We start from the raw sequence: 23,067 nt of genomic DNA on the forward strand, positions 1-23,067 counted from the left end.
TGATGATGCCGCTTGATGTGCCTTTTATTGGAACAGCCGTAATGGCGATGCTAAAAACGATACCATTAACACTTGCGATGACATTCTTTCCGATATTGTTCGGTTTTATAATCGCTATTTTACTAACGCTCATCCGGATGTACCATGTCCGTTTTTTGGAACCAATTGCCAAGTTTTATGTGTCTTTTTTTCGAAGCACACCAGCGATTTTACATATAATGCTGATTTATTTAGGAATTCCGCTCATTGTCGATTTTTTAAGTAAGTCGCTTGATTTAAGCATATCAGCAAATAAAATCCCGGTTGTGGTGTTTGTGATAATCGCGTTATCCTTCACGGCGGGAGCTTACCTAACGGAGATTTTACGGTCTGGTATTATTGCTGTTGATATTGGCCAAATGGAAGCCGCTTATTCTATGGGATATACGCATGGTCAAGCGATTCGTAAAGTGCTGTTACCTCAAGCGTTTATGACTTCGCTACCGAATTTTACTAATTTATGCATCGGATTTTTGCATACAACTTCGATTGCAGCTATCGTCGCGGTCCCAGAAATCACTGGAATGGCCACGATTGTAGCTTCTGATAATTACGCTTTTCTCGAAGCATTCATTGGTGCAGCACTGATTTATTGGTTCTTAACTATTCTAATAGAAGCAATTAATTATATTTTGGAAAAGAATATCGCTAAATATCAAGGAGGGACAGTATGATTACCATTAAAAATATTCAAAAAAGCTTTGGACAAAATCAAGTTTTAAAAGGAATAGATTTAACCGTAAAAAAAGGAGAAGTAGTGACGATTCTTGGTCCAAGTGGCTCAGGGAAAACCACTTTTTTACGTTGCTTAAACTTACTGGAACGTCCTGAAAACGGTGAAATTTCAATGCATGACCAAATAATTAACTGCAAGAAACCTTCCAAAAAAGAAGTATTACAATTACGAAAAAATACCGCAATGGTCTTTCAACAATACAATCTATTTTCCCATAAAACTGTCATTCAAAATGTAATGGAAGGACTCACTGTTGCTAGAAAAATTCCGAAAAAAATTGCGCGAGAGATTGCTGAGCGGGAGCTAACAAAGGTAGGGCTAGCCGATAAGTTTAGCGCATATCCTTCCCAACTCTCAGGCGGACAAAAACAGCGCGTTGGCATTGCACGTGCGCTCGCGATTAATCCAGATGTAATTTTATTTGATGAACCTACCGCAGCGCTTGACCCGGAACTTGTCGGTGAAGTTTTAGAAGTAATGTTAGAAATCGCTCGTGCCGGTGCGACAATGATTGTTGTCACACATGAAATGGAGTTCGCAAAACGCGTCGCAGATCAAGTCGTCTTTATGGACGGAGGTCTCATTGTCGAACAAGGCACGCCAGATGAAGTATTCAATCACACAAAAGAAGAACGAACAAAACGCTTTTTACACCGAGTTTCGGCCGATTACTTATATGAAATCAAAGAAGTGAAAAAGGAGCGTGTCATATGACTATTCGACTTAGCATTTTGGATCAAAGTATTATTAATCCCGGCGACCGTCCTAGTGAGGCTTTACAAAACACTGTAGAACTTGCAGAGCTTGCAGAACAACTTGGCTTTTATCGTTTTTGGGTTGCTGAACATCATAATTCAGACGAAATAGCCGGAGCTGCGCCGGAAGTTCTTTTAGGATATATTGCGGCAAAAACAACTACTATTAAGCTCGCATCCGGTGGCGTAATGCTGCAACATTATAGTCCATATAAAGTTGCTGAACAATTTCACGTGCTTGAAAACTTAGCGCCAGGACGGATTTCCCTTGGTGTCGGCAAAGCGCCCGGCGGATTTCAACCAGCGACCGATGCCCTTCAGAAAGACTTTGCAAAGCCTATTCAAACATTTGATGCTAAATTGATAGAATTAGTCGATTTTGTTACACGGAAAAATGATTCCAAAGTCGAAGCAAAACCACTACCAGAAAATAATCCGGAAATCTTTTTACTTGGCGGAAGTGTAGCAAGTGCAAGGCAAGCTGCAGAACTTGGGATTTCTTTTGTGTTTGCTTATTTTATTAACGGCGAAGAGGAAGTTTTAAAAGAAGCACGGGATACATTTGAGCAGTATCAAATTAACCAACAAGCAAGTTTTCAATTAGCGCCAATTGTTGTTGTAGCTGAAACAAAAGCTGCTGCAGACCGTCATATTCCAGAGCGAGAATCAATTAAAGTAGAGCTTTCGGACGGGCGGAGAGTAAATGTCGGTTCACGTGAACAAGCAGAAGCCTACGTGAAAGACATCAGCCAACCATATCGATTTATTACACAAAAAATTGGAGCAATAACTGGAACGAAACAAGACGTTGGAGAAGAAATTACCCGACTTTCAAAAAAATATAATATTCAAGATTTTGTCGTTTTAACACCTGTCAAATCTGCGGAAATCAAACGCTATTCGTACCAATTATTAAGTGAATCGATAAAGGAGGAAGTTGTCCATGGCTAATGTCGTTGTTTGGAGTAAAGTAGGGTGTCACTACTGTAAAGATGTGAAAGATTATTTAACCGAGCAAAATATTGTCTTCCAAGATATTGACGTCACAGATCATGATTACTTACGAGAAGTACTGCAAGCCAAATACGGTATCCGCCACGTTCCAGTAGTAGAAATTGGTGACATAGAAAAAGGGACTTACCAAGCAGTAACCGAAATCGGTATCGAATACTTAGAAAAAGCTTTACTACAAAAGGAGGAAGTAAAATGACTAGAAAAGATACAATCCAGTTTGGCGCAATCATTCACGGCGTTGGCGGCACAACAGATGGTTGGCGCCACCCAGATATTAACCCAGCAGCAAGTACAGATTTAGATTTTTATAAAACTCGTGCAAAAATTGCAGAACAAGGCCTATTTAGTTTTGTATTTATTGCGGATGGTCTTTTTATTTCTGAAAAATCTATTCCGCATTTTCTTAATCGTTTTGAGCCGATTACTATTTTATCCGCTTTAGCAGAGTCTACAGAAAATATCGGTCTAGTTGGAACATTTTCGACATCATTTACGGAACCATTCACGCTCGCAAGGCAACTTTCCTCATTAGATCATATTAGTGGTGGTCGAGCTGGCTGGAATTTGGTCACTTCTCCGCAAGAAGGAGCAGCACGAAATCATAGCAAGAAAAACCTCCCGACCCACAGCGACAGATATAGCATTGCGGCAGAACATTTAAAGGTAGTTCGCGGACTATGGAATTCATGGGAAGAAGACGCTTTTACTTATAATAAAGAAACCGGCGAATTTTTTAATCCAGAAAAATTACATCGTTTGAATCATCAAGGTGAGTATTTTCAAGTGGAAGGACCGTTAAATATCGGCCGCTCCAAACAAGGAGAACCGGTCGTTTTTCAAGCGGGAGCATCTAGCACAGGTCGGGATTTTGCAGCCCAAAACGCAGAAGCTATTTTTACGCATTCAGATTCGCTTGAAGAAGCTATTCAATTCTATCAAGATGTGAAAACTCGTGCTGAAAAAGCTGGCAGAAATGCAGCAGAGATCAGGATTTTCCCAGGAATTAGCCCAATTGTAGCGGATACTCTAGAAGAAGCCGAGCAGAAATACACCGAATTTGCCAATCTTATTCCGATTGAAAATGCCGTCACCTATCTCGCGCGTTATTTCGATGATTATGATTTAAGCCAATTTGAACTAGATGAACCTTTCCCCGACCTTGGCGACATCGGTAAAAATGCTTTTCAAAGTACGACGGATCGAATCAAAAAAGAAGCAAAAGAGCGCAATCTAACCCTGCGCCAAGTAGCGACCGAAGCAGCCACCCCGAAAACACCTTTTATAGGAACAAAAGAACAAGTAGCTGATTTAATCGAAATTTGGTTTCAAAATGAGGCGGCAGATGGATTTATCATCGCGTCTGACATCCCAGGTACTTTTGAAACATTTGTCGAGCAAGTTATTCCGCTTTTACAAAGTCGAGGATTGTATCGAAACGAATATCCAGCCACAACCTTAAGAGGCAACCTAGGTCTTGAAATACCAAAAAATAAACAAGCCGTCAAGATCAAATAATAGAAAGAAAACGGAGCGCCTTTAAGGATCTTCGTTTTTTTGTTACAATAAAAGAAAAAAGGAGCCAAACCATGCGCTTAGATAAATTATTGTCCCACACAGGTTTCGGGAGTCGTAAAGAAGTGAAACCACTGCTTAAATCCGGGGCAGTTGTCGTAAATGGAACGATTCAAAAAGACAGTAAGACCCAAGTGAATCCAGATAAAGATCAAGTTACTGTTCACGGAACTCCTGTCATTTACCAAGAATTCGTATATTTTATGCTTCATAAACCCCAAAATGTCGTGAGTGCAACCGAGGATAATCTGTCAGAAACCGTCATTGATTTACTCGAGCAAGAAGACACGCTCACTAATCCATTTCCGGTCGGTCGTTTGGACAAAGACACAGAAGGATTACTTATTATAACTAATGATGGCACGCTCGCTCACAATTTACTTTCACCTAAAAAGCATATTGATAAAACATATTATGCTAAAATTGATGGCGAGGTTACAGCGGAGGATGTAGAAGCCTTCAGTGCTGGCGTCACTCTCGATGACGGCTACACCTGTAAACCAGCTCATTTAGAAATTATCACTCCGAACGAAATAAAAGTAACTATCCAAGAAGGAAAATTCCACCAAGTAAAAAGAATGTTCGCTGCTCGCGGGAAAACAGTCAGCTATTTAAAACGAATTTCAATGGGGAACTTACAACTAGATGAATCTCTTGAACTCGGTGAATACCGCCCACTGACTGAAAACGAGCTGCTTATCCTTCAAAATAAATAACGATAAACGAAAATTTTCTTCCTAAAAGAAGTAGATTTTCGTTTTTTAGATTGCAAAAGAAAGCATTTACATATATAATAAACATGTGTTTGGAATTAAAACAAAAGTTTGGAATGGAGGTGCATTATATCGTGGAGAATAATAAAGCGAAAATGAACGAAAAGGAAGAGATAATTTTCAATTCCATCCGTAAAAATCCTTACATTTCTCAACAAGAACTTGCTGATATACTTGATTTATCAAGACCGACAGTAGCGAACCTTATTTCTGGCCTTATTAAAAAAGGTCGTATTTTAGGAAAAGCCTATATTTTAAATGAAGCAAAACAAATCGTTTGTATAGGTGGAGCGAACGTCGATCGGAAGTTTTACATTAAAGACAAGGCCCAGCTAGCTACATCTAATCCGGTGCGCTCAACACAAAGTGCTGGCGGAGTTGCTAGGAACGTTGGTGAAAACCTTGGTCGCCTTGGAAAAGAAGTTATATTACTCACTGCTTGTGGAACAGACTCCGACTGGGAAGCTGTCAAAAATGCCAGTAATACATATATGAACTTAGATTATGTCACTGCATTTCCAAGCATCGCAACAGGTTCTTATACAGCCGTACTCGAAAACAATGGAGATTTGCTCGTTGCACTAGCGGACATGGATGCATACGATCACTTAACCCCAGATGTACTAGCGAAAAACGAAGGCTTGCTAAGTCAAGCGAGCGCCATTATTGCCGATTTAAATTGTCCAAAAGAAACATTAGAATACCTTGGAAGTTTTGCCGAAATTAATTCCATCCCATTAGTCTTAGTTCCCGTTTCCTCACCTAAAATGTCTCATTTACCAGAACGTTTGGATCACGTGACTTGGCTAATATGCAACCGAGATGAATCAGAAACTCACCTAGAAATGACCATTGAAAACGATGAAGACTGGCGCTTAGCTGCACAAAAATGGCTAGATTTAGGCGTAAAAAATGTCATCGTTACAAATGGCAGTAAAGGTGCGGTTGCAGCAAACAACGCAGAAGGCATTATCTTTGAACCCGCTATTGTCATTGAAAACATTGTAGATGTGACAGGAGCAGGAGATGCATTTTGTTCTGCGGTAATTTATGCATGGTTAGAAGGAAAATCTTTACAAGAAATTTTAAAAGCAGGGAGCGTAAATGCTGCGCGAACACTCGAATCTGAATACACTGTTCGCCAAAATTTATCAACATCCCAACTACAAAAAGATCTGGAGGAATTCAAATGAAAAATTATCTATCATTATCCGAAGAAGTAAAACAAGCAAAAGCAGAAGGAAAAGCTATCGTAGCCTTAGAATCCACAATCATCTCTCACGGCATGCCTTACCCACAAAACGTTGAAATGGCTCGTGACGTAGAACAAATTATCCGTGATAACGGCGCGGTACCTGCAACAATCGCTTTAATCGACGGTAAAATTAAAATCGGTCTTTCTGATGAAGAACTAGAACTATTTGCAAAAAGCAGCAATGTAGCAAAAGTTTCTCGTCGTGATATTGGCTACCTTATTGCTACAAAACAACTAGGAGCAACAACAGTAGCTGCAACGATGATCTGTGCTGAATTAGCAGAAATCGGTATCTTTGTAACTGGTGGAATCGGCGGAGTTCATCGCGGTGCCGAAACAACAATGGACGTTTCTGCTGATTTAGAAGAGTTAGCGAAAACAAATGTAGCAGTAGTATGTGCTGGAGCAAAATCTATCTTAGACTTAAACTTAACAATGGAATACTTAGAAACAAAAGGCGTTCCAGTAATTGGTTACCAAACAGACGTACTTCCAGCATTCTATACTCGTTCAAGCGATGTAGAATTAACATTACGTGCAGATGCTCCAGAAGTTATCGCTGAGTCCCTTAAAGCAAAATGGGATCTAAAAATTGAAGGTGGCGCTGTAATCACAAACCCAATCCCAGAAGAATTTGCAATGGATGAAAAAGTAATTAACGATGTTATCCAAACTGCACTTAAAGAAGCAGAAGAAAACCACATCCACGGAAAAGACGTTACACCATTCCTTCTTGGCAAAGTAAAAGAACTAACAGACGGTAAGAGCTTAGAAGCAAATATCGAACTAGTAAAACACAACGCACTAATCGGTACTCAAATCGCCGTAGCTTATCAAAATATCTAATAATCAATAGAGCTGTCGCCTTTAAGTGGTGGCAGCTTTTTTATGTTAAAATAAATTTAAAAATAAAGGAGGAATATAAATGATTGCCGTAAGCGCATGTTTGGCAGGAATTGCTTGTAGATATGACGGGAAAGATAAAGAAATTACCAAAATAAAACAAATGGTTGAAAACGGAGAGGCGATTCCTTTTTGTCCTGAAGTTGCAGGTGGTTTGGAAATACCAAGAAATCCAGCTGAAATAGTAGGCGGAGATGGTAAAGACGTCTGGCTAGGTCGTGCTAAAGTAATGGATAATCAAGGAATAGATGTAACAGAAGAATATAAAAACGGAGCGAGTTTAACTTTGACTAAAATGAAAGAACTCGGTATTACTCAAATAATTATGAAGGAAAAAAGTCCTTCTTGTGGAAGCTGTGCTATTTACGACGGCACCTTCTCTGGAAAAATAAAAGATGGTACCGGCGTAGCAGCAGCTCTTTTTCAAATGAATGGAATCAAAATCATCTCAGAATTTACAATTTAAAGTGCAAGCGAGCCCATTGGATCCCAAGGTTTTAGCGCAATTGGCTCATTGCTAAATGCTTCAATCAATTCTTTAGATAAATATTTTTTATGGACAACCACTTGGAATGTAAACTCATCCATCCAAGCATCACTAGCAACAAAATATCCATTGTTACCAATCTTTTCTCCCCAACTATTTTCCACTTTCCAACGATTAACTTCATTATTAGCAATGTTAACCCCAGTTAGAACCATCGCGTGAGTGAGCATACTATGTTTATAATCGAGGCGTTCTGCTTTCGTCATAGCTGTTTTAAATCCAAAAGCCTGATTTAGTAAGAAAATATCAGTATCCATAATACCAGTAGTTCGTTCTGAAAGCTGACCTACATCACAACCGAACCAAACAGTCTCACCGTCTTTGATTTGATCTGCGGCGGCTTTTTTTAATACATCCATTTCCACATTCAAATACTTAATAGGCGTCCCATTTACAATATTTCCTAAATAATCGACTGTAAATGCTTGATTAAAAGGTTTATCTTTAGTTGGCGCATTGATAAGCGGGATATAATCCTTCAAATCCATATCTACATAGCGTTTATAAAATTCTTTAGGCGTAATTTGTAAATCTTGTTTAAACTCATTGTCTTTATTTCGATATTCAAAATCAAACACTTTCGGCGGTTCACCCAGAGTCATAACTAAAAGCTGGTAAACTTCAGCAAGCATTTCTTCCTTCAATCCAGCAGTATCTTTCTGCTCTTTAACAGCTTTTCTTAAAATAACTGCATCCGTACGAAGTCTTTCATTTAATAGGTGATTTAAATCCGCAGACTTACTACTTTGAAAAGTTTCAGGCATAGCAGATTTCGGAACAACCCCATATTTTTCAATAATCGAAACAAGCATATCCCACTGACCGCCATCTTGTTGAGGGGTATCAAGTAACCATGAAACTAATCGGCTATCCTCATCTTCATTCGCTGTTTCAATAATGTTCTCTAAAAAATAATTAGCTTTCTCTAATTTATCCCAAAAGTTAGTATAGTTCTGCGACAACTCAAAATCTTTTAGACCAAGTGTCCCATTTAATTTATGTCGAAACGTATTTAATGCTGCAAACATCCAACATCTTCCACTTTGCTGTTGGTTGGAAACTTTATCTGTATGAACCTCATGAGAAAAAACCGGTTGTACTGTTGCTTTTGATACAGGATTTTCTGTTGCTGCTTTAATCCCATTTTTCATAATGCTAGCTTGGAAAACCAACTTATCAGGATTTTCACGCCATTTTTTGGAAAAACTTTCTAATTGATCAAACGTTATTTCAGTACTCATTTTTATTCCTCCTCTATAGAACATTGCTTCTAATTAAGTATACTGCTAAAAATAAAAAGTGTATAAGAAAACAACTATCTGAACTATTATGAAGGTTTTCGGCGGTTTTCATGATATAATATGAATGAATTTGATTATAAATGAATGTTTTTGAATGAAAACGGTTGATTTTGAAAGATAAAGATGATAAACTAACTTTGGATGGAGGAGTAAGAATGTTAAATGCAGAGCGAAAACAACTTATTATGGAGAGTATTGAAAAGCTTGGTGTTATTAAATTACAAGAATTAGTTGAAGGACTGGATACCTCGGAGTCAACTATTCGTCGTGATTTAATCGAATTAGAGGAACAAGGATTAATCGAACGTGTACACGGTGGTGCAAAACTTGTTATTTCTCATAACCAAGAACCAAGCATGAATGAGAAATCATTCAAAAACATTCAAAGCAAAAAAGAAATCGCAGCATATTGCGCTAGTTTAGTGGAAGAAAATGATTGTATCTATTTAGATGCAGGCTCCACGACACTGGAATTAATTACTCACTTAGCAAATCGAAATATTACTGTAGTTACAAATGGACTAACCCATATTGAAGAACTAGTTCGTCAAAATATTGATGCTTATCTTTTAGGTGGCAAAATGAAAGTGCATACAAAAGCAATTATTGGCGCAGTTGCCTTGGATAATATTAAAAATTATCATTTTGACAAAGCTTTTATTGGAACTAACGCTATGCATCCGGAGCATGGCTATACGACACCAGATATGGAAGAAGCATTTGTAAAACGTGCTGCCAAAGAGCGTGCTGATCGCGTTTTTGTTGTAGCAGACCATACGAAATTCAATGAAGTTAATTTTTCAAAAATGTTTTCAATAGATGAAGCTACTATTGTAACAGACTATATTCCTTCAGAAGTAAGAAAATCCTTTATCCAAAAAACTAAAATAATCGAGGTAGAAAAATGATTTATACAATTACTTTAAACCCTTCAATTGATTATATTGTGCAAATCGACCAACTAAAACTTGGCGAACTTAATCGCATGAAACAAGATTATAAATTACCTGGTGGCAAAGGTATCAACGTCAGCAGAGTTCTAAATCAATTGAATGTACCGAGCCTTGCTACAGGGTTTTTAGGTGGATTTACAGGTGGATTTATCAAAGACTGGCTTAAAAATGAAGGCATACAAACTGGCTTTGTAACAGTAAAAGATGATACTCGTATTAATATCAAACTAAAACACGGAGAAGAAACAGAAATTAATGGTTTAGGACCTGCAATCTCTGAAAATGAAATCAAAGAATTTTTAGAAGTGATGGATAAGGTAACTGCTGGTGACATCGTTATTCTATCTGGAAGTGTACCACCTTCACTAGGAAATGATTTCTACGATAAAATAATCCAAATCTGTAAAGAAAAACAAGCTAACTTCATGATTGATACGACTGGACAAGAACTACTAGATGCATTACCAAATCGTCCAATCCTTATTAAACCAAATCACCACGAACTGGCAGAACTATTTGGTGTTAAGTTAGATAGTGTAGAAGATCTCATTCCTTATGGAAAGAAATGCCTAGAATTAGGCGCACAACATGTAATCGTATCCATGGCTGGCGACGGAGCTCTACTTTTTACAGGAGAAGATGTTTATTTCGCTGATGCCTTAAAAGGAGAACTTAAAAATTCAGTTGGAGCTGGTGATTCAATGATTGCCGGATTCGTTGGAACTTTCGATAAAACTAACGATCCAGTTAAATCATTTGCTGCAGGCGTTGCAACTGGGGGCGCAACAGCATTTTCAACAGATTTAGCAGAAAAAGATTTAATTAATGAATTATTACCGCAAGTGAAGATAACTAAAATAACAGGGAGGCACTAAAATGAGAATTACAGACTTACTCAGCAAAGACGTTATGATTATGTCATTACAAGCTACAACAAAAGAAGCTGCCATTGATGAAATGATTGCTTCACTTAAAAGCAACGGGAAAATTAATGACGAGGTACTTTTTAAAGAAGCGATAATGAACCGTGAAGCCCAAAGCTCTACTGGAGTTGGCGAAGGAATTGCAATGCCACATGCAAAAACAAAAGCAGTTAATGAACCAACTGTAGTCTTTGCGAAAAGTGAAAAAGGATTAGATTATAACTCCTTAGATGGTCAACCTGCTCATTTGTTCTTTATGATTGCGGCTCCAGATGGTGCAAATGCAACTCACTTAGAAACGCTGGCAGCACTTTCAAGGTTATTAGTTCATCCAGCATTTGTTCAATCGTTAAAAGATGCAAAAACACCAGACGAAGTAATCACTCTCTTCAACAACGAGCAAGGTGATGCAGAAGAAACAGTTGTTGCTCCTACATCTTCTAATGATACTGGCAAAACTGTTGTCGCGGTTACTGCTTGTCCAACTGGTATTGCACATACCTATATGGCTGCAGAAAAGTTACAAGAAACAGCAAACAAATTAGGCGTTCGAATTAAAGTAGAAACAAATGGTTCAAGAGGAGTAGAAAATCGCTTAACTGATAAAGAAATTGCTGAGGCTGATGGAGTTATCATCGCAGCTGATGTACAAGTTGATATGCCTCGTTTTGATGGAAAACATTTAATTGCAAAACCAGTTGCAGCAGGAATTCATAAACCAGAAGAGCTTATTAAAGAAGCTATCTCAGGGAATGCACCAGTTTATAAAGCAGAATCGGGTAGCGAAGCAACAGAAAGTACAGATGGCCTTTCCATTGGTCAACAAATTTATAAACATTTAATGAGCGGCGTTTCTCATATGTTACCATTTGTAATTGGTGGCGGGATCGCAATTGCAATCGCATTTATGCTTGATCAAATTTTAGGTGTACCACAAGATCAACTTGCAAAATTAGGATCATATAACGAAATTCCAGCATTATTAAAACAAATTGGTGATGTTGCATTCGGATTTATGCTTCCAGTGTTCGCGGGTTATATCGCATACAGTATATCAGATAGACCAGGTCTTGTAGCTGGTTTCGTAGCAGGTGGAGTTGCATCTGTTGGTGGAGCAGGTTTCCTTGGTGCTTTAGTAGGTGGTTTTCTTGCTGGTTATGCAGTCGAGTTAATTAAAGTTATGCTGAAAAAATTACCAAAAACTTTAGATGGAATTAAAGTAGTACTATTTTATCCGGTGCTATCTGTACTAATTGTCGGACTATTGATGTTACTATTAAACGTTCCAATGAGTGCATTAAATACATGGTTAAATGACTTCTTAAATAGCTTAAGTGGAACAAATGCGGTTATTCTAGGCTTACTTTTAGGAGCAATGATGGCTGCTGACTTAGGTGGACCAATTAACAAAGCGGCTTATATTTTTGCAACTGGAACGCTTGCAGCAAGTGTTGCAACAGGTGGTAGCGCGATTATGGCGGCTACAATGGCTGCTGGTATGGTGCCACCGCTAGCAACATTCGTAGCAACTCTTATTTTTAGAAACAAATTTACTGCACAAGAACGTGATGCAGGGCTAACGAACTCTATTTTAGGCGCGTCATTCATTACAGAAGGTGCCATCCCATTTGCAGCAGCAGATCCACTTCGAATGATTCCAAGTTTTATCGCAGGAAGTGCAATAACTGGGGCAATTGTTATGTTTTTAAATATTAAAGTATTAGCACCACACGGAGGCGTTTTTGTTATCTTCTTAGTATCTCAACCGTGGTTCTACCTTATCGCAATCGTGATTGGAACTATAATAAGTGCAGCATTAATCGGAGTATTACGCAAAAAACCAACAGTATAATAGAGAGGAATCGTCTTTTGAATTTAAAAAGGCGATTTCTTTTTATGTGATTTCTCGAATTCTTCCTAAAAAATTGCTATAATGAAAAGGAAGAGAGGTGGGCGTATTGGAATTTGGAGAAAAATTAATTCATTTACGAAAGAAAAATAGATTAACTCAAAAACAATTAGCGGCAAAAATTGGAACTACAGCTTCAACTATCAGTAAATATGAAAATGATAACCACCGACCGCCAATCTTTATTTTGGCTAAATTAGCAGAAATTCTTGGGACTACAACAGATTTTTTATTAGATGATGTAGCGGGTTTACGGGAAAAAAATTCAGTAAATGCTTTTCCTTTAATTGGAAACCCAGAGCTTGAGAAATGGTATCTGGAATTGCCTTATACATATTCAGAAGAAGAATTATTAATGTTAAAACGAATTGCAGATGCGATTGAGAATAAGAAATAATTTAAGAAGGAAACCAGATATACAATGCGTATATCTGGTTTTTAATTTTATTGTTCCGGGTCTTTTGAATCGTCTTTTTCAGAAAGCATAGTGTTATAATAACGCCTGGATTCAGCGGCGAGTGTAGCTGGAGGAAAAAACATATTCATCGAAGGGAAATTGCTCTCCATTGTTCGCATTTTTTGTGAGAACTTCATATGTAGCATGGAGGTTCTAGCAATTTGGTTATTGAAAGAGGCTAACGACATATCAATTTCAAAAGTCTGTAAATTAGAAAACTTTATCAACGTATGGTTATATCCAATTGCATGATAATCCTTAATATGCTGTGGGAAAATCCAAATACAATCTGTTGAACTTGGCGCGACAGTAGGGAATACATAGGTAGAAGTGACAGGGTCAATAATAATAGGCGGCTTATGAGTGACACCTATTAGATGCTTTGTTCCCTCTTTACGTCCAACGAGAGAAAACGAGGTACTAAATAAGCTAAATAAACAAGCTACTAGAGCCATTCAATAGTAACTTGTTCACCGTCGATATAAATTTTATTAATTAGTGATTTTAAATAAAGTTGTTTTTCTCTAAACTCTAAAGAGTCAAAATCAACTGTTGCTAAATCAGCTAAATTTTCTTGTATCTTTTTGTTTTTCTTCAATTCTTCGTTAGCTTCTATTTGTGCTTCATAATAATTAATTTGAGCATCAATATCAGCCATCATACCATCGAGTTCTGAAACTTCGTAAGAACCACTGATATATAAATCAAACAGCCGCTTCTTTTTTGCGTGTTCTGTTTTAAGTTTTTCGTTTAAGCTATCTAATTCGTCTTCTTTATCTACATTCCTAGAAGCGAAACTATAGTTATTCACGCGATCAATAATTAGTTCTTCTAGTTTGTCAGCTCTCCAAATTTTATTCCCGCATTTTTCGAGTTCATGAGTATGCTTGTAAGTCTTGCAACTATAATATCTATAATGATATTTTTTTCCACGGGAAACAGTATCTTTTCTCCGATGAACATAACCCAACCCACATTTTCCACACACTACCAAATTGTTTAGAAGTGATGCTGAATCTCTATTCATATTTGGATTTTTACCCATGCGAGAAAAAATTTCTTGAACTCGATAAAATTGTTCCTCTGAAATAATAGGCTCATGAACACCTTTTGTATGCACTTTATCCGCATAAGATACATAGCCACAGTATAAATCATTAGTCAGCCAATTGTTGTAACTGCTATATGATTTCACTTTGAATCCTAATTTTTTTAGCCTCTTCTGTAAAGTGGTAATGCTTTTTTCTTCCTCAAAAATATCATAAATCATTTGTAATTGTTTTGCTTCTTCTTCATTAATATATAATTTAGTATCTATAACATCATAGCCGAATGTTCTACCTTTTGCAGTCGTTAAAGGAAGACCTGCTTCAATACGCTTAATTTTACCCATTACCATTCGATCTCGTATAGTTTCGCGCTCTAATTGAGCGAACACGGACAATATACCAATCATCGCGCGCCCAAATGGACTAGAGGTGTCAAGAGTTTCAGACAAACTAACAAATTCTACATTGTTTTTTAAGAAGTATTCTTCAATAAGCGTTATCGTATCTCTTTGCGAGCGGGATAGTCTATCTAATCGATATACGACTACAGCATCAATTTCATGTAATTTACTTAGCATTTCATTTAATGCAGGGCGATTCATGTTTGAACCGCTGTATCCGCCGTCTATGAAAATATCGTATACGTCCCAGTCCTTCGAGCGGCACAAGGCTGTTAGCTTTTCAGTTTGAGCTTGTATAGAGTAATTCTCTATTTGTTCTTGAGTAGATACGCGTATATAAATAGCTGCCTTCATTTCCGTTCTCCTTTCGCACATACGTTCTTTTTTTTGGTAAAAAGAAAAGCCTAATGGCTCTCTTTTAATTACCACTAAATATTAATTTTCTTGCTTTATCACTTAACTCAGCATTTTTTTTAAATTCATGATTTTTTAATCCTAGGCTTTCTTTTTGTTCTTTATTCATTTCTTGATATATATTTTCTACTATTTTAGATTCAACTGCGGATAATTCTCTGTTATAATTATGAGCATTTGAGTAAATACTTATAATTTCTTCTTGTTGTGCAACAACGTCATCTCTAAGTTTTTGTATATTATTATAATCATCTTTTAAGATATTTTGGATAGAGACAGAATACTCATCGTAATGTTTAATAAATTCATCTGAGTTTTCGATAATCTTGTCTCCCATTTTAGTAAAAGGTTTAATTACTATTTGTGGATTAATTGTTGCATCATTATTAAACGATTTGATGCCCGATTTAGCTTCTTTTGCAAATTTATTATATTCGTTTGTTGATTTATTTGCCTTTTCCAATACCTCTTTGTCTTCCTTTGATAACCCTTTTCCCCATTCAGAATTATATGATTGAGTATACCAAAATAAAGAAACAACGCCAATGATAACTACTAAAAAAATTAACCAAAACCACCATTTTTTTAACAAGCGTCTATACTTGCTCATCCCGCATCTCCCTTTTATAAAAACATAATTATTAAAATTACTATGACAGGAACAGTTATTAATAATGTCATTAAACAACCACATCCTGACATTAATTTACCAGATTCTTCCATAAAAGCGCCGACTTTTTGCGCTTTTTCGTTGTTGCTTGTTTGATAAGTTATTGGAGCTAAACAGCCAGGACATTCAGCTTCCCTGTTATCTAATGCATGACCGCAATTCGGACAATACATTTTTCCATCTCCCTTTTATATGTACCAACCCGCGGCCGCGAACTGGTTACATAGTTATATTTTATTCAAAAGCCTTGCGATGTCTTCCAATTTTTCGCTTCGACTTAATCTACTATCAATAACTATGAAAATTTCTTTTTTTAAAGTGAATGAACAAGAAGTAAATTCGTGTTCTAGTATCACTATATCATGTTTTACGTTCAGTTCATCTAAAGTTTTCATGTATTTATACCCCGTTGTTTTTTATTGCAACGTTGCACTTATATTATACATAATTTTCGTGAAATATATCACGTTTTCACACAATGTTAATAATTAACTTTAATAACAAGCAATTAAGTTACATGTCAAGTAGCTTGAGAGTAAATAAATTACATATTACTTGTTTTTTTGTTGTTCGTAATATTCTATAAATGTCTTGACTGCTTTAACAGCTTCTTCATCGTCCATCACTCGAGCAGCTACCGCTTTAAAATCAGGGTTTTCCTCCACGAATTTATTCACCTCTTTATCCTTTTCAGCGGCTTTCTCTGTAATGTTTACTTCTTTCTCGTTTCTGTACTCTTTTTGTTTTTCTTCTATATAAGCGAGTATTTCTTCCAATTCCTCTTCTGTTGCGTTGGGATCTATATGAGCTGCGATTGTGTCAGCGAGGTTATTTTTATCTCTACCTATCAAGTAATCTACACTTACTCCATATAAGTCCGCTATACGTTTTAATGTATCAATATCAGGTTCTCTGTTACCATACTCCCAATTAGAGTAGGTGGATGACGCTTTCATGCCTAATCTTTTAGCTACTTCTACCTTAGACCATCCTTTACTATTTCTAAGGTACTCTAACTTTTTTGATAAAGTTTTCATAATAATTCCCCCAATTTACTCCTTACGAATAAAATAATAGCATAAACGAGTAGATATTACGCCGTTTTGATAAAAATATACCCAAAAAGAATAAAAATATCTTGACTTATTCATTTAGAATAAGTATTATATAAATATAAAGTTATTCAAATTGAATAGAGAGGTGATGGTAATGTCAAATTTGAAAAATTTACGGAAACAAAAAGGCGTTACGATGGTGCACATGGCAAAATTACTTGGATATAAAAGTGTTAGCAGTTATCAGAAGATAGAAGAAGGGAAAACAGCTTTGAAAGCAGATCAATTAATGATTATTGCAAAAGAATTTAATGTTGAGCCAGAAAAAATTTTAAACCAAATCTATTCATATTGAATAGGACGAGTGTAGGAAGAGGTGAACATGCTTTAAGTGGACTTATGTAAAGAAAAAGTAATGCTAAAGCTCAATGAAGTAAAGAGCTTTAGCATTGAGAAACTAACCAATTAAAATAATGGATTCGATCTCCGCTCCTTTTAATGAAGCGCAATTAGTGCCAATAAAATTGAAAGTAGTAGAATCACTTAGGTGCAACTGAGAAAAATTCTCTTTTGATATAGAGCGTCTTTCATTTAAATAATATGATATTTCCACGAATTCCGCTATATCAATTGTTCTACCAGATTTAGTCATTATTTTTAACGTCATATGTATCACCTCCCCTTATAAAACTATAACATTGTGAAAGGGCGAACAGAAAGGAGAACAAAATGTCAAATTTACAAATCTTCAACTTTGAAGGAAATGAAGTAAGAACAGTATTTATTGAAAACGAGCCTCATTTTATCGGCAAAGACGTGGCAAAAGTATTGGGATATTCAAATAGCCGCGATGCATTAAAACGCCATGTTTTCCTTAAAAACAAGGGGGTCGTGAAACACGACTCCCTTGGAGGAAGCCAGAATTTAACCGCTATAAATGAAGCGGGTCTATATCAGTTGATTTTTAAATCAAAACTAGAATCTGCTGAAAGATTTCAAGACTGGGTTACTTCGGAAGTATTGCCATCTGTTCGTAAGCATGGTGCTTACATGACAAATGACACAATAGAAAAAGCAATCACTGACCCTGATTTTCTAATCAAACTAGCAACAAATTTAAAAGAAGAAAAAACGAAGCGGATAGAAGCGGAACAAAGATTAGAAATACAAAAGCCGAAAGTGATGTTTGCTGAAGCTGTAAGCGATGCAAGAGGAACCATTTTAATAAGAGATTTAGCTAAGCTAATCCAACAAAACGGCATCGATATTGGGGAGAAAAGACTATTTGAATGGATGCGCCAAAGAGGATATCTCATTTCGAGAAAAGGCACGGATTACAATCGCCCTACGCAAAAAAGTATGGAACTGGGACTGTTTAAGATTAAAGAAACAGCGATTGTAAGGTCAAGTGGAGCGCAAACAGCAATTACAGCAAAAGTTACAGGCAAAGGACAACTTTACTTTGTAAATAAGTTCTTAGAACAATCAAGTCATAATTTAAGCGCCGCCTACCACAACGACGCTCATGCAAACAACTAATAGTCACGGGGAGCGACTAACAATAGTATATAACGATAAGTTGTTAATTAGTGGTTAAAAAATAAACAAAAAGGATTGAGATATTATGTTTCAAAAATCAACATCAGCGCCAACCGCGATGCAAGTTTTAGCAGAAACTCGCACGCAAAAAGAGCTAGCGATTGATAGTTATGTAACACCAGCACTAATAAGTAATCAGATAAAAGGAAAACGAACAGTTTCACTTGAACAAGCAGAACAGTTAATTGATAGCTACAATGAACCAGAAAGCACCTATTTATTCGCACATGAATTTTCAAACGGAATGATACCTCCACTTTTCGACGGCTTAGACAATCACCACGCTTCGTTAACTAACCGCTTTGAACTAGAAGTTGAAGAAGCAATAAACACGCTAAAAAACGGCTTAGAAACGATGACATATAGCTTGAGAAAAGGTGACATGCTACAACGAGAAGCCGCAAAACAAGCTATTTCAGAAATAACAGATGTAGTTGCATCTGCTTTAACTCTGAACGCAAGTATTGCGAAAGCTTTCAACATAGATTTACAACAAGTTTTAAACAAACGTGATCAATATTATCAAAAATCTGGACTAGTAAGGAGTTGTGGAAAATGAGCGAAGTTTTAGTATCGGCTAATTACGAAGGTTACGAGTCGAAGGGTATTAATTTCACAGAAATAAACAACATTGTAAAAGAGCGATTTAAAAAGATTGATGAATCTGAGCGTAAAAAAAGAGCTGAAACATTTAATAAAAAGTATGAAGTCACTAAAGAGCTGGTAAATGGGCATTTGCGCGAAATTATTATACCGAGGCGCGCACTATGAAAGGTCAAATTATATTCAGCATCTTAGTCATAATAGCATCGGCGTTAGCATTAATAAACTTATGCAATTTGATTTTAATTCTAATTTTAATTTAGGAGGGCTACAACAATGACAGAAAGAGTTTTCAGAAAGACAACAAACTTCGGAGATAGCGAAATTCATACAAATAGTAAAACAAAAATGATAGCTAACCCGGCATTTCAGCAGAAAATCCCATTAACCGAAACAGGGTGCGACAACATGACGGACTATATCGAAGAATTAAAACTAAAGGGTTACGAGGAGGTCACAAGATAATGGATGTATTTATGGTAATGATTTTCGTGTCGTTTATGTCAGTGATTGCGGGATATTGGCTGAGAGGAAGTGATAAACATGGTTGAGAATCCGATGATTGTGGACGATTTTTGGGATGATGGTTTTAGACATTAAAAAAGCACGCATAGCAGTGCGCGCTTTAAGGATTTGAGATATTACCTTAAGAAAATTATACCTCAGGTCCATTAAAAAATCAATGGAGGTAACATATATGGCTGTGGCAAAAGAAAAGACTATGAACGTTTTAGCAAGCGTGAAAGACATGAATAGAACACAATGGTTGCTGACTAGGCGCCTAGGCATTGGCGGTAGCGATGCAGGAATTATCATGGGTTTAAATCAATATAAAACAGCTTTTGAGTTGTGGCTAGATAAGACTGACCAAGTTTTGCCCGATGAATCAGCGGGCGAAGCTGCATATTGGGGAAATCAAATGGAGGAAGTTGTAGCAAAAGAATTCGAAAAGCGAACTGGAAAGAAAGTAAGACGTAGTAACATGATGTATCAACATCCAGAGCATGATTTTATGTTGGCAAACGTTGATAGGTTTGTGGTTGGTGAAGACGCTATTTTGGAATGTAAAACAGCATCAGCATACTTATCAAAAGAATGGGAAGCTGACGAAGTACCAGCGACTTATCTAGTGCAAATACAACACTATTTAGCGGTCACAGGTAAAAGTAAAGCCTATGTAGCTGTTCTAATTGGAGGAAATAAATTCATTTGGAAAGAAATTGAACGCGATGACGAGTTAATCAATCAAATAATTGCTTTTGAGTTAGATTTTTGGGAAACGAACGTAAAAGGACATGTAGCGCCGGCACTAGACGGTTCAAGTGCCGCAGAAAAATATTTAAAAGATCGTTTTGCTAAGTCAGAAGCTAAACAAGTTATTTTATCAAAAAAATACAACGAATTTTTGGCTGAAAGAGCAAATTTAGAACGCGATATAAAGCTTTTAGAGACACGAAAGAAAGAAATTGATAATAATATCAAGAATGATTTAAAAGAAGCTGAAACAGGCATCGCAGACGAATTTACGATTACTTGGAAGCCTGTTATTACCTCAAGAGTAGACACTAAACGTTTAAAAGAAGAACATCCAGACATTTACAAAAAATTACGTAAAGAAACTAGTTATAGAAAATTTGCAGTGAAGGAGAATAAATAATAATGGCAACTAACGATGAATTAAAAAATCAATTAGCAAATAAACAAAATGGAGGGCAAGTAGCAAGCGCACAATCATTAGACTTAAAAGGTTTGCTAGAAGCACCGACAATGCGTAAGAAATTCGAAAAGGTACTAGATAAAAAAGCGCCTCAATTTTTAACTTCCCTTTTAAATCTTTATAATGGTGACGACTATTTACAAAAAACTGACCCTATGACAGTTGTTACTTCCGCCATGGTTGCTGCAACACTAGATTTACCAATTGACAAAAATTTAGGCTATGCGTGGATTGTTCCTTACAAAGGCAGAGCACAGTTTCAGCTTGGTTATAAAGGATACATCCAGTTAGCACTACGCACAGGACAATATAAAAGCATTAATGTTATCGAAGTGCGCGAAGGTGAGCTACTGAAATGGAACCGACTTACGGAAGAAATCGAACTAGATTTAGACAACAATACAAGTGAAAAAGTGGTTGGCTACTGTGGCTATTTCCAGTTAATTAATGGCTTTGAAAAAACGGTCTATTGGACTCGTAAAGAAATTGAAGCACATAAACAGAAATTTAGTAAATCAGATTTTGGATGGAAAAAAGATTATGATGCGATGGCTAAAAAGACCGTTCTTAGAAACATGTTAAGTAAATGGGGGATTTTATCCATCGATATGCAAACAGCGGTTACAGAGGACGAAGCAGAGCCGAGAGAACGAAAAGACGTTACAGAAGATGAATCAATACCAGATATCATAGATGCGCCCATAACGCCGTCTGACACGTTAGAAGCTGGTTCGGAGGTTCAAGGGTCAATGATCTAAATGAAAGGAGAAAAGGAGCATGTCTAGTGGTTGGATAAAAATTTATCGTTCTCTACAAGAACATTGGATTTGGGAGAATGAAAAATATTTAAAATGGTGGTTGGATTTGCTCCTTTTAGCCAATCACCAAGATAGGGATATTTTGATAAACGGAGAGTTAATAACGATAAAAAGAGGACAAAAACATACATCTGAATTATGGCTTTCAAATCGATGGAATGCGGACAGAAAACAGGTTCGAAAGTTCTTAGAACTATTGAAAAAAAATGACATGATAACGATAACTAAAAGTAGACAAAAAGGGACAACGTATGAAATCAGTAATTACAACGACTTTCAAGGTATTTCTGAGGAAATAAGAACAACTAAAGGGACAACGATTGACACAACGGAAGATACAACGAAAGAACATCAAATGGTACAACGAAAGGGACATAAACAAGAATTAAAGAACTTAAGAATTAAAGAATTAAAGAAAGATATTAACAACAACAGCGATTTAAATTTCAAAGATTTTTGGGAACAAAATGGATTCGGAATGATGCTTCCAGTTGAAATGGAAAAGCTACTTGCTTGGGTAGATGATTTTGCAGGTAATCGAGAAATTGTCATGAAGGCTTTGGAGGTTACTTCTGAACAAGGAGCAAACAAACGAAATTACGCTTACGTTAATAAGATTCTTAAAAACTGGGAAAGCAGAGGATTTAAAACAATTGCTGATGTTGATGCAGCGGAAAAACAACGACAGATAGAGTTAGAGCAAAAATATAACAAGCCCGCTTACAACAAATACAACAAACCAGTTAAAGAAGAAGTATTGCCAGATTGGTTCGACAAAGAGCAGAAACAAACAAAACAAGAAACTTCAACAACAGAATCAAGCGAAGACTTAGAAAAGAAAGTCGCTGAAATTAAAGCGAAATTAGCGGCTAGGAGCGAGGTGCAAGCGTGACACTAACAACGGAAACAATTAATAATTTAATCGGAATAAAAGAATCATATCAAGCATCTGATGCGCTAATGAAAATATTGTTTGATAGAGAAAAGCGAGAAGAGATATTTAAGCAGTTTTTACAACATGATACGCATTTAGAAAAAGATTGGTTTCACGTCTATTTTGAAGAAGAGCATGCGAATAAAAAGAAATATGCACAAGATTTTACACCAACTGCAATAAGTAATGTTGCCTCACAACTGGTACGAGGATTAACAGACAGTCAGGGCGGAACAAGATTAGACGTTGCTGCCGGAACAGGTAGTTTAACGATTTGCAAATGGTATGAAGATTGTCTGAAATATTCGCCGTTTGATTATCTGCCATCTATGTATCTATATCAATGTGAAGAATTATCAGATCGTGCGTTACCTTTCCTTCTTTTCAATTTATTAATTAGAGGAATGAACGCAACAGTTATTCACGGGGATGCGCTAACAAGAGAAGCGAAACAAGTGTATTTCATTCAAAACGATAAAGACGATTTATTAAATTTTAGTTCTTTTAACATCATGCCACACAGTAAAACCGTAGAGAAGGAATTTAATATTCATAAATGGCTAGAACCAGTTATCGAACATATAGAAAGCCCTCTTTCAGTAGCTGATAGATATTTAAATGAGTTAGAAATAGAGGACGAAGAAGCATCACAATTGAAACTTTTTTAGGA

Annotated in this window: 30 protein-coding genes; 22 read left to right on the forward strand and 8 right to left on the reverse strand. The window is 36.6% G+C overall.

The features are described from left to right. Positions 1 to 5: 5 nt before the first annotated feature. The 9 genes from OC533_RS11185 to OC533_RS11225 all read left to right on the forward strand — a co-directional run bounded on the left by OC533_RS11185 (position 6) and on the right by OC533_RS11225 (position 7,513). Positions 6 to 713, forward strand: a complete 708-nt coding sequence (locus OC533_RS11185; RefSeq protein WP_033837819.1) for an amino acid ABC transporter permease — start codon at positions 6 to 8, stop codon at positions 711 to 713. Further along, a complete protein-coding gene (locus OC533_RS11190) occupies positions 710 to 1,489 on the forward strand; it encodes an amino acid ABC transporter ATP-binding protein (protein WP_003768096.1) in 780 nt (259 codons plus the stop codon). The genes OC533_RS11185 and OC533_RS11190 overlap by 4 nt, the downstream gene beginning before the upstream one ends. Beyond that, the gene (locus tag OC533_RS11195) at positions 1,486 to 2,481 is read left to right on the forward strand and encodes an LLM class flavin-dependent oxidoreductase (protein ID WP_070753855.1); all 996 of its coding nucleotides are present in this window, start codon (positions 1,486 to 1,488) and stop codon (positions 2,479 to 2,481) included. Before OC533_RS11190 ends, OC533_RS11195 begins: the two co-directional genes overlap by 4 nt. Next, a complete protein-coding gene (locus OC533_RS11200) occupies positions 2,474 to 2,740 on the forward strand; it encodes a glutaredoxin family protein (protein ID WP_003763682.1) in 267 nt (88 codons plus the stop codon). The genes OC533_RS11195 and OC533_RS11200 overlap by 8 nt, the downstream gene beginning before the upstream one ends. Further along, on the forward strand, positions 2,737 to 4,059 hold the full coding sequence (locus OC533_RS11205; protein WP_185520705.1) for an LLM class flavin-dependent oxidoreductase: 1,323 nt from the start codon (positions 2,737 to 2,739) through the stop codon (positions 4,057 to 4,059). The genes OC533_RS11200 and OC533_RS11205 overlap by 4 nt, the downstream gene beginning before the upstream one ends. Before the next feature lie 71 nt (positions 4,060 to 4,130). Further along, positions 4,131 to 4,832: a pseudouridine synthase gene (locus tag OC533_RS11210; RefSeq protein WP_003763678.1), complete on the forward strand. Its 702-nt coding sequence runs from the start codon at positions 4,131 to 4,133 to the stop codon at positions 4,830 to 4,832. A 131-nt stretch (positions 4,833 to 4,963) separates the two neighbouring features. Then, a complete protein-coding gene (locus OC533_RS11215; protein ID WP_010991188.1) occupies positions 4,964 to 6,082 on the forward strand; it encodes a carbohydrate kinase in 1,119 nt (372 codons plus the stop codon). Then, a complete protein-coding gene (locus tag OC533_RS11220) occupies positions 6,079 to 6,990 on the forward strand; it encodes a pseudouridine-5'-phosphate glycosidase (protein ID WP_003770033.1) in 912 nt (303 codons plus the stop codon). The genes OC533_RS11215 and OC533_RS11220 overlap by 4 nt, the downstream gene beginning before the upstream one ends. Before the next feature lie 79 nt (positions 6,991 to 7,069). Further along, a complete protein-coding gene (locus OC533_RS11225; protein WP_003763672.1) occupies positions 7,070 to 7,513 on the forward strand; it encodes a DUF523 domain-containing protein in 444 nt (147 codons plus the stop codon). Here the strand turns inward: OC533_RS11225 and pepC are convergent. Beyond that, a complete protein-coding gene (gene pepC, locus OC533_RS11230; RefSeq protein ID WP_194323561.1) occupies positions 7,510 to 8,835 on the reverse strand; it encodes an aminopeptidase C in 1,326 nt (441 codons plus the stop codon). The genes OC533_RS11225 and pepC overlap by 4 nt on opposite strands. A 215-nt stretch (positions 8,836 to 9,050) precedes the next feature. Here pepC and OC533_RS11235 point away from each other — a divergent pair, with 215 nt between their 5' ends. The 4 genes from OC533_RS11235 to OC533_RS11250 all read left to right on the forward strand — a co-directional run bounded on the left by OC533_RS11235 (position 9,051) and on the right by OC533_RS11250 (position 13,077). Beyond that, positions 9,051 to 9,803: a DeoR/GlpR family DNA-binding transcription regulator gene (locus OC533_RS11235; RefSeq protein WP_010991186.1), complete on the forward strand. Its 753-nt coding sequence runs from the start codon at positions 9,051 to 9,053 to the stop codon at positions 9,801 to 9,803. After that, a complete protein-coding gene (gene pfkB / locus OC533_RS11240) occupies positions 9,800 to 10,723 on the forward strand; it encodes a 1-phosphofructokinase (RefSeq protein ID WP_160464385.1) in 924 nt (307 codons plus the stop codon). The genes OC533_RS11235 and pfkB overlap by 4 nt, the downstream gene beginning before the upstream one ends. Before the next feature lies 1 nt (position 10,724). Beyond that, entirely contained in the window at positions 10,725 to 12,623 is a 1,899-nt protein-coding gene (locus OC533_RS11245; RefSeq protein WP_185561393.1) for a fructose-specific PTS transporter subunit EIIC, read from the forward strand. A 106-nt stretch (positions 12,624 to 12,729) separates the two neighbouring features. Then, positions 12,730 to 13,077 (forward strand): helix-turn-helix domain-containing protein, encoded by a 348-nt coding sequence (locus tag OC533_RS11250; RefSeq protein WP_003749261.1) that lies wholly within the window; start codon positions 12,730 to 12,732, stop codon positions 13,075 to 13,077. A gap of 47 nt (positions 13,078 to 13,124) precedes the next feature. Here the strand turns inward: OC533_RS11250 and OC533_RS11255 are convergent, their stop codons facing one another. From OC533_RS11255 to OC533_RS11280, 6 genes are all read right to left on the reverse strand, one after another. Next, on the reverse strand, positions 13,125 to 13,592 hold the full coding sequence (locus OC533_RS11255) for a competence protein ComK (protein WP_045553630.1): 468 nt from the start codon (positions 13,590 to 13,592) through the stop codon (positions 13,125 to 13,127). Next, positions 13,583 to 14,941, reverse strand: a complete 1,359-nt coding sequence (locus OC533_RS11260) for a recombinase family protein (protein WP_026750224.1) — start codon at positions 14,939 to 14,941, stop codon at positions 13,583 to 13,585. Before OC533_RS11260 ends, OC533_RS11255 begins: the two co-directional genes overlap by 10 nt. 64 nt (positions 14,942 to 15,005) lie before the next feature. Further along, entirely contained in the window at positions 15,006 to 15,611 is a 606-nt protein-coding gene (locus tag OC533_RS11265) for a hypothetical protein (RefSeq protein ID WP_031648686.1), read from the reverse strand. Between the two features lie 14 nt (positions 15,612 to 15,625). Next, a complete protein-coding gene (locus OC533_RS11270; RefSeq protein ID WP_119734950.1) occupies positions 15,626 to 15,844 on the reverse strand; it encodes a zinc ribbon domain-containing protein in 219 nt (72 codons plus the stop codon). A gap of 54 nt (positions 15,845 to 15,898) precedes the next feature. Next, the gene (locus OC533_RS11275) at positions 15,899 to 16,066 is read right to left on the reverse strand and encodes a hypothetical protein (protein ID WP_020975175.1); all 168 of its coding nucleotides are present in this window, start codon (positions 16,064 to 16,066) and stop codon (positions 15,899 to 15,901) included. 156 nt (positions 16,067 to 16,222) lie between these two features. Further along, positions 16,223 to 16,708, reverse strand: a complete 486-nt coding sequence (locus OC533_RS11280; protein ID WP_003747295.1) for a helix-turn-helix domain-containing protein — start codon at positions 16,706 to 16,708, stop codon at positions 16,223 to 16,225. Positions 16,709 to 16,880: 172 nt separating this feature from the next. Here OC533_RS11280 and OC533_RS11285 point away from each other — a divergent pair, with 172 nt between their 5' ends. Next, positions 16,881 to 17,081, forward strand: coding sequence for a helix-turn-helix domain-containing protein (locus OC533_RS11285; RefSeq protein WP_003747297.1), 201 nt, complete (start codon positions 16,881 to 16,883; stop codon positions 17,079 to 17,081). Between the two features lie 102 nt (positions 17,082 to 17,183). Here the strand turns inward: OC533_RS11285 and OC533_RS11290 are convergent, their stop codons facing one another. Next, a complete protein-coding gene (locus OC533_RS11290; RefSeq protein ID WP_003747299.1) occupies positions 17,184 to 17,393 on the reverse strand; it encodes a hypothetical protein in 210 nt (69 codons plus the stop codon). A gap of 62 nt (positions 17,394 to 17,455) precedes the next feature. Between OC533_RS11290 and OC533_RS11295 the strand changes: the two genes are divergently transcribed. The 8 genes from OC533_RS11295 to OC533_RS11330 all read left to right on the forward strand — a co-directional run bounded on the left by OC533_RS11295 (position 17,456) and on the right by OC533_RS11330 (position 23,065). After that, entirely contained in the window at positions 17,456 to 18,265 is an 810-nt protein-coding gene (locus tag OC533_RS11295; protein WP_049962100.1) for a phage antirepressor, read from the forward strand. 85 nt (positions 18,266 to 18,350) lie between these two features. Next, a complete protein-coding gene (locus OC533_RS11300) occupies positions 18,351 to 18,884 on the forward strand; it encodes a hypothetical protein (RefSeq protein WP_119734951.1) in 534 nt (177 codons plus the stop codon). Continuing rightward, positions 18,881 to 19,096 carry a hypothetical protein gene (locus OC533_RS11305; RefSeq protein WP_023552473.1) on the forward strand — a complete coding sequence of 72 codons (216 nt, stop codon included), beginning with the start codon at positions 18,881 to 18,883 and terminating at the stop codon, positions 19,094 to 19,096. Before OC533_RS11300 ends, OC533_RS11305 begins: the two co-directional genes overlap by 4 nt. A 108-nt stretch (positions 19,097 to 19,204) precedes the next feature. Further along, positions 19,205 to 19,393, forward strand: a complete 189-nt coding sequence (locus OC533_RS11310) for a gp45 family putative tail fiber system protein (RefSeq protein ID WP_061385621.1) — start codon at positions 19,205 to 19,207, stop codon at positions 19,391 to 19,393. A 232-nt stretch (positions 19,394 to 19,625) separates the two neighbouring features. Then, positions 19,626 to 20,585, forward strand: a complete 960-nt coding sequence (locus tag OC533_RS11315; RefSeq protein ID WP_262265258.1) for a YqaJ viral recombinase family protein — start codon at positions 19,626 to 19,628, stop codon at positions 20,583 to 20,585. A 2-nt stretch (positions 20,586 to 20,587) separates the two neighbouring features. Further along, a complete protein-coding gene (locus OC533_RS11320) occupies positions 20,588 to 21,403 on the forward strand; it encodes a recombinase RecT (RefSeq protein ID WP_010991173.1) in 816 nt (271 codons plus the stop codon). Positions 21,404 to 21,422: 19 nt separating this feature from the next. Then, positions 21,423 to 22,355 carry a DnaD domain-containing protein gene (locus OC533_RS11325; protein ID WP_262265259.1) on the forward strand — a complete coding sequence of 311 codons (933 nt, stop codon included), beginning with the start codon at positions 21,423 to 21,425 and terminating at the stop codon, positions 22,353 to 22,355. Then, positions 22,352 to 23,065: an N-6 DNA methylase gene (locus OC533_RS11330; protein ID WP_198491457.1), complete on the forward strand. Its 714-nt coding sequence runs from the start codon at positions 22,352 to 22,354 to the stop codon at positions 23,063 to 23,065. The genes OC533_RS11325 and OC533_RS11330 overlap by 4 nt, the downstream gene beginning before the upstream one ends. Positions 23,066 to 23,067 lie beyond the last annotated feature (2 nt).

Origin of the sequence: Listeria sp. Marseille-Q6474 (genome assembly GCF_946902005.1) — a bacterium.
Lineage (GTDB): Bacteria > Bacillota > Bacilli > Lactobacillales > Listeriaceae > Listeria > Listeria innocua.

Bases quoted from the DNA above. Each gene is read 5' to 3' on its own strand.
- OC533_RS11185 (WP_033837819.1), top strand. From the start codon at position 6: ATGCCGCTTGATGTGCCTTTTATTGGAACAGCCGTAATGGCGATGCTA.
- OC533_RS11190 (WP_003768096.1), top strand. From the start codon at position 710: ATGATTACCATTAAAAATATTCAAAAAAGCTTTGGACAAAATCAAGTT.
- OC533_RS11195 (WP_070753855.1), top strand. From the start codon at position 1,486: ATGACTATTCGACTTAGCATTTTGGATCAAAGTATTATTAATCCCGGC.
- OC533_RS11200 (WP_003763682.1), top strand. From the start codon at position 2,474: ATGGCTAATGTCGTTGTTTGGAGTAAAGTAGGGTGTCACTACTGTAAA.
- OC533_RS11205 (WP_185520705.1), top strand. From the start codon at position 2,737: ATGACTAGAAAAGATACAATCCAGTTTGGCGCAATCATTCACGGCGTT.
- OC533_RS11210 (WP_003763678.1), top strand. From the start codon at position 4,131: ATGCGCTTAGATAAATTATTGTCCCACACAGGTTTCGGGAGTCGTAAA.
- OC533_RS11220 (WP_003770033.1), top strand. From the start codon at position 6,079: ATGAAAAATTATCTATCATTATCCGAAGAAGTAAAACAAGCAAAAGCA.
- OC533_RS11225 (WP_003763672.1), top strand. From the start codon at position 7,070: ATGATTGCCGTAAGCGCATGTTTGGCAGGAATTGCTTGTAGATATGAC.
- pepC (WP_194323561.1), bottom strand. From the start codon at position 8,835: ATGAGTACTGAAATAACGTTTGATCAATTAGAAAGTTTTTCCAAAAAA.
- OC533_RS11235 (WP_010991186.1), top strand. From the start codon at position 9,051: ATGTTAAATGCAGAGCGAAAACAACTTATTATGGAGAGTATTGAAAAG.
- pfkB (WP_160464385.1), top strand. From the start codon at position 9,800: ATGATTTATACAATTACTTTAAACCCTTCAATTGATTATATTGTGCAA.
- OC533_RS11245 (WP_185561393.1), top strand. From the start codon at position 10,725: ATGAGAATTACAGACTTACTCAGCAAAGACGTTATGATTATGTCATTA.
- OC533_RS11255 (WP_045553630.1), bottom strand. From the start codon at position 13,592: ATGGCTCTAGTAGCTTGTTTATTTAGCTTATTTAGTACCTCGTTTTCT.
- OC533_RS11260 (WP_026750224.1), bottom strand. From the start codon at position 14,941: ATGAAGGCAGCTATTTATATACGCGTATCTACTCAAGAACAAATAGAG.
- OC533_RS11265 (WP_031648686.1), bottom strand. From the start codon at position 15,611: ATGAGCAAGTATAGACGCTTGTTAAAAAAATGGTGGTTTTGGTTAATT.
- OC533_RS11270 (WP_119734950.1), bottom strand. From the start codon at position 15,844: ATGTATTGTCCGAATTGCGGTCATGCATTAGATAACAGGGAAGCTGAA.
- OC533_RS11275 (WP_020975175.1), bottom strand. From the start codon at position 16,066: ATGAAAACTTTAGATGAACTGAACGTAAAACATGATATAGTGATACTA.
- OC533_RS11280 (WP_003747295.1), bottom strand. From the start codon at position 16,708: ATGAAAACTTTATCAAAAAAGTTAGAGTACCTTAGAAATAGTAAAGGA.
- OC533_RS11285 (WP_003747297.1), top strand. From the start codon at position 16,881: ATGTCAAATTTGAAAAATTTACGGAAACAAAAAGGCGTTACGATGGTG.
- OC533_RS11290 (WP_003747299.1), bottom strand. From the start codon at position 17,393: ATGACGTTAAAAATAATGACTAAATCTGGTAGAACAATTGATATAGCG.
- OC533_RS11295 (WP_049962100.1), top strand. From the start codon at position 17,456: ATGTCAAATTTACAAATCTTCAACTTTGAAGGAAATGAAGTAAGAACA.
- OC533_RS11300 (WP_119734951.1), top strand. From the start codon at position 18,351: ATGTTTCAAAAATCAACATCAGCGCCAACCGCGATGCAAGTTTTAGCA.
- OC533_RS11305 (WP_023552473.1), top strand. From the start codon at position 18,881: ATGAGCGAAGTTTTAGTATCGGCTAATTACGAAGGTTACGAGTCGAAG.
- OC533_RS11310 (WP_061385621.1), top strand. From the start codon at position 19,205: ATGACAGAAAGAGTTTTCAGAAAGACAACAAACTTCGGAGATAGCGAA.
- OC533_RS11315 (WP_262265258.1), top strand. From the start codon at position 19,626: ATGGCTGTGGCAAAAGAAAAGACTATGAACGTTTTAGCAAGCGTGAAA.
- OC533_RS11320 (WP_010991173.1), top strand. From the start codon at position 20,588: ATGGCAACTAACGATGAATTAAAAAATCAATTAGCAAATAAACAAAAT.
- OC533_RS11325 (WP_262265259.1), top strand. From the start codon at position 21,423: ATGTCTAGTGGTTGGATAAAAATTTATCGTTCTCTACAAGAACATTGG.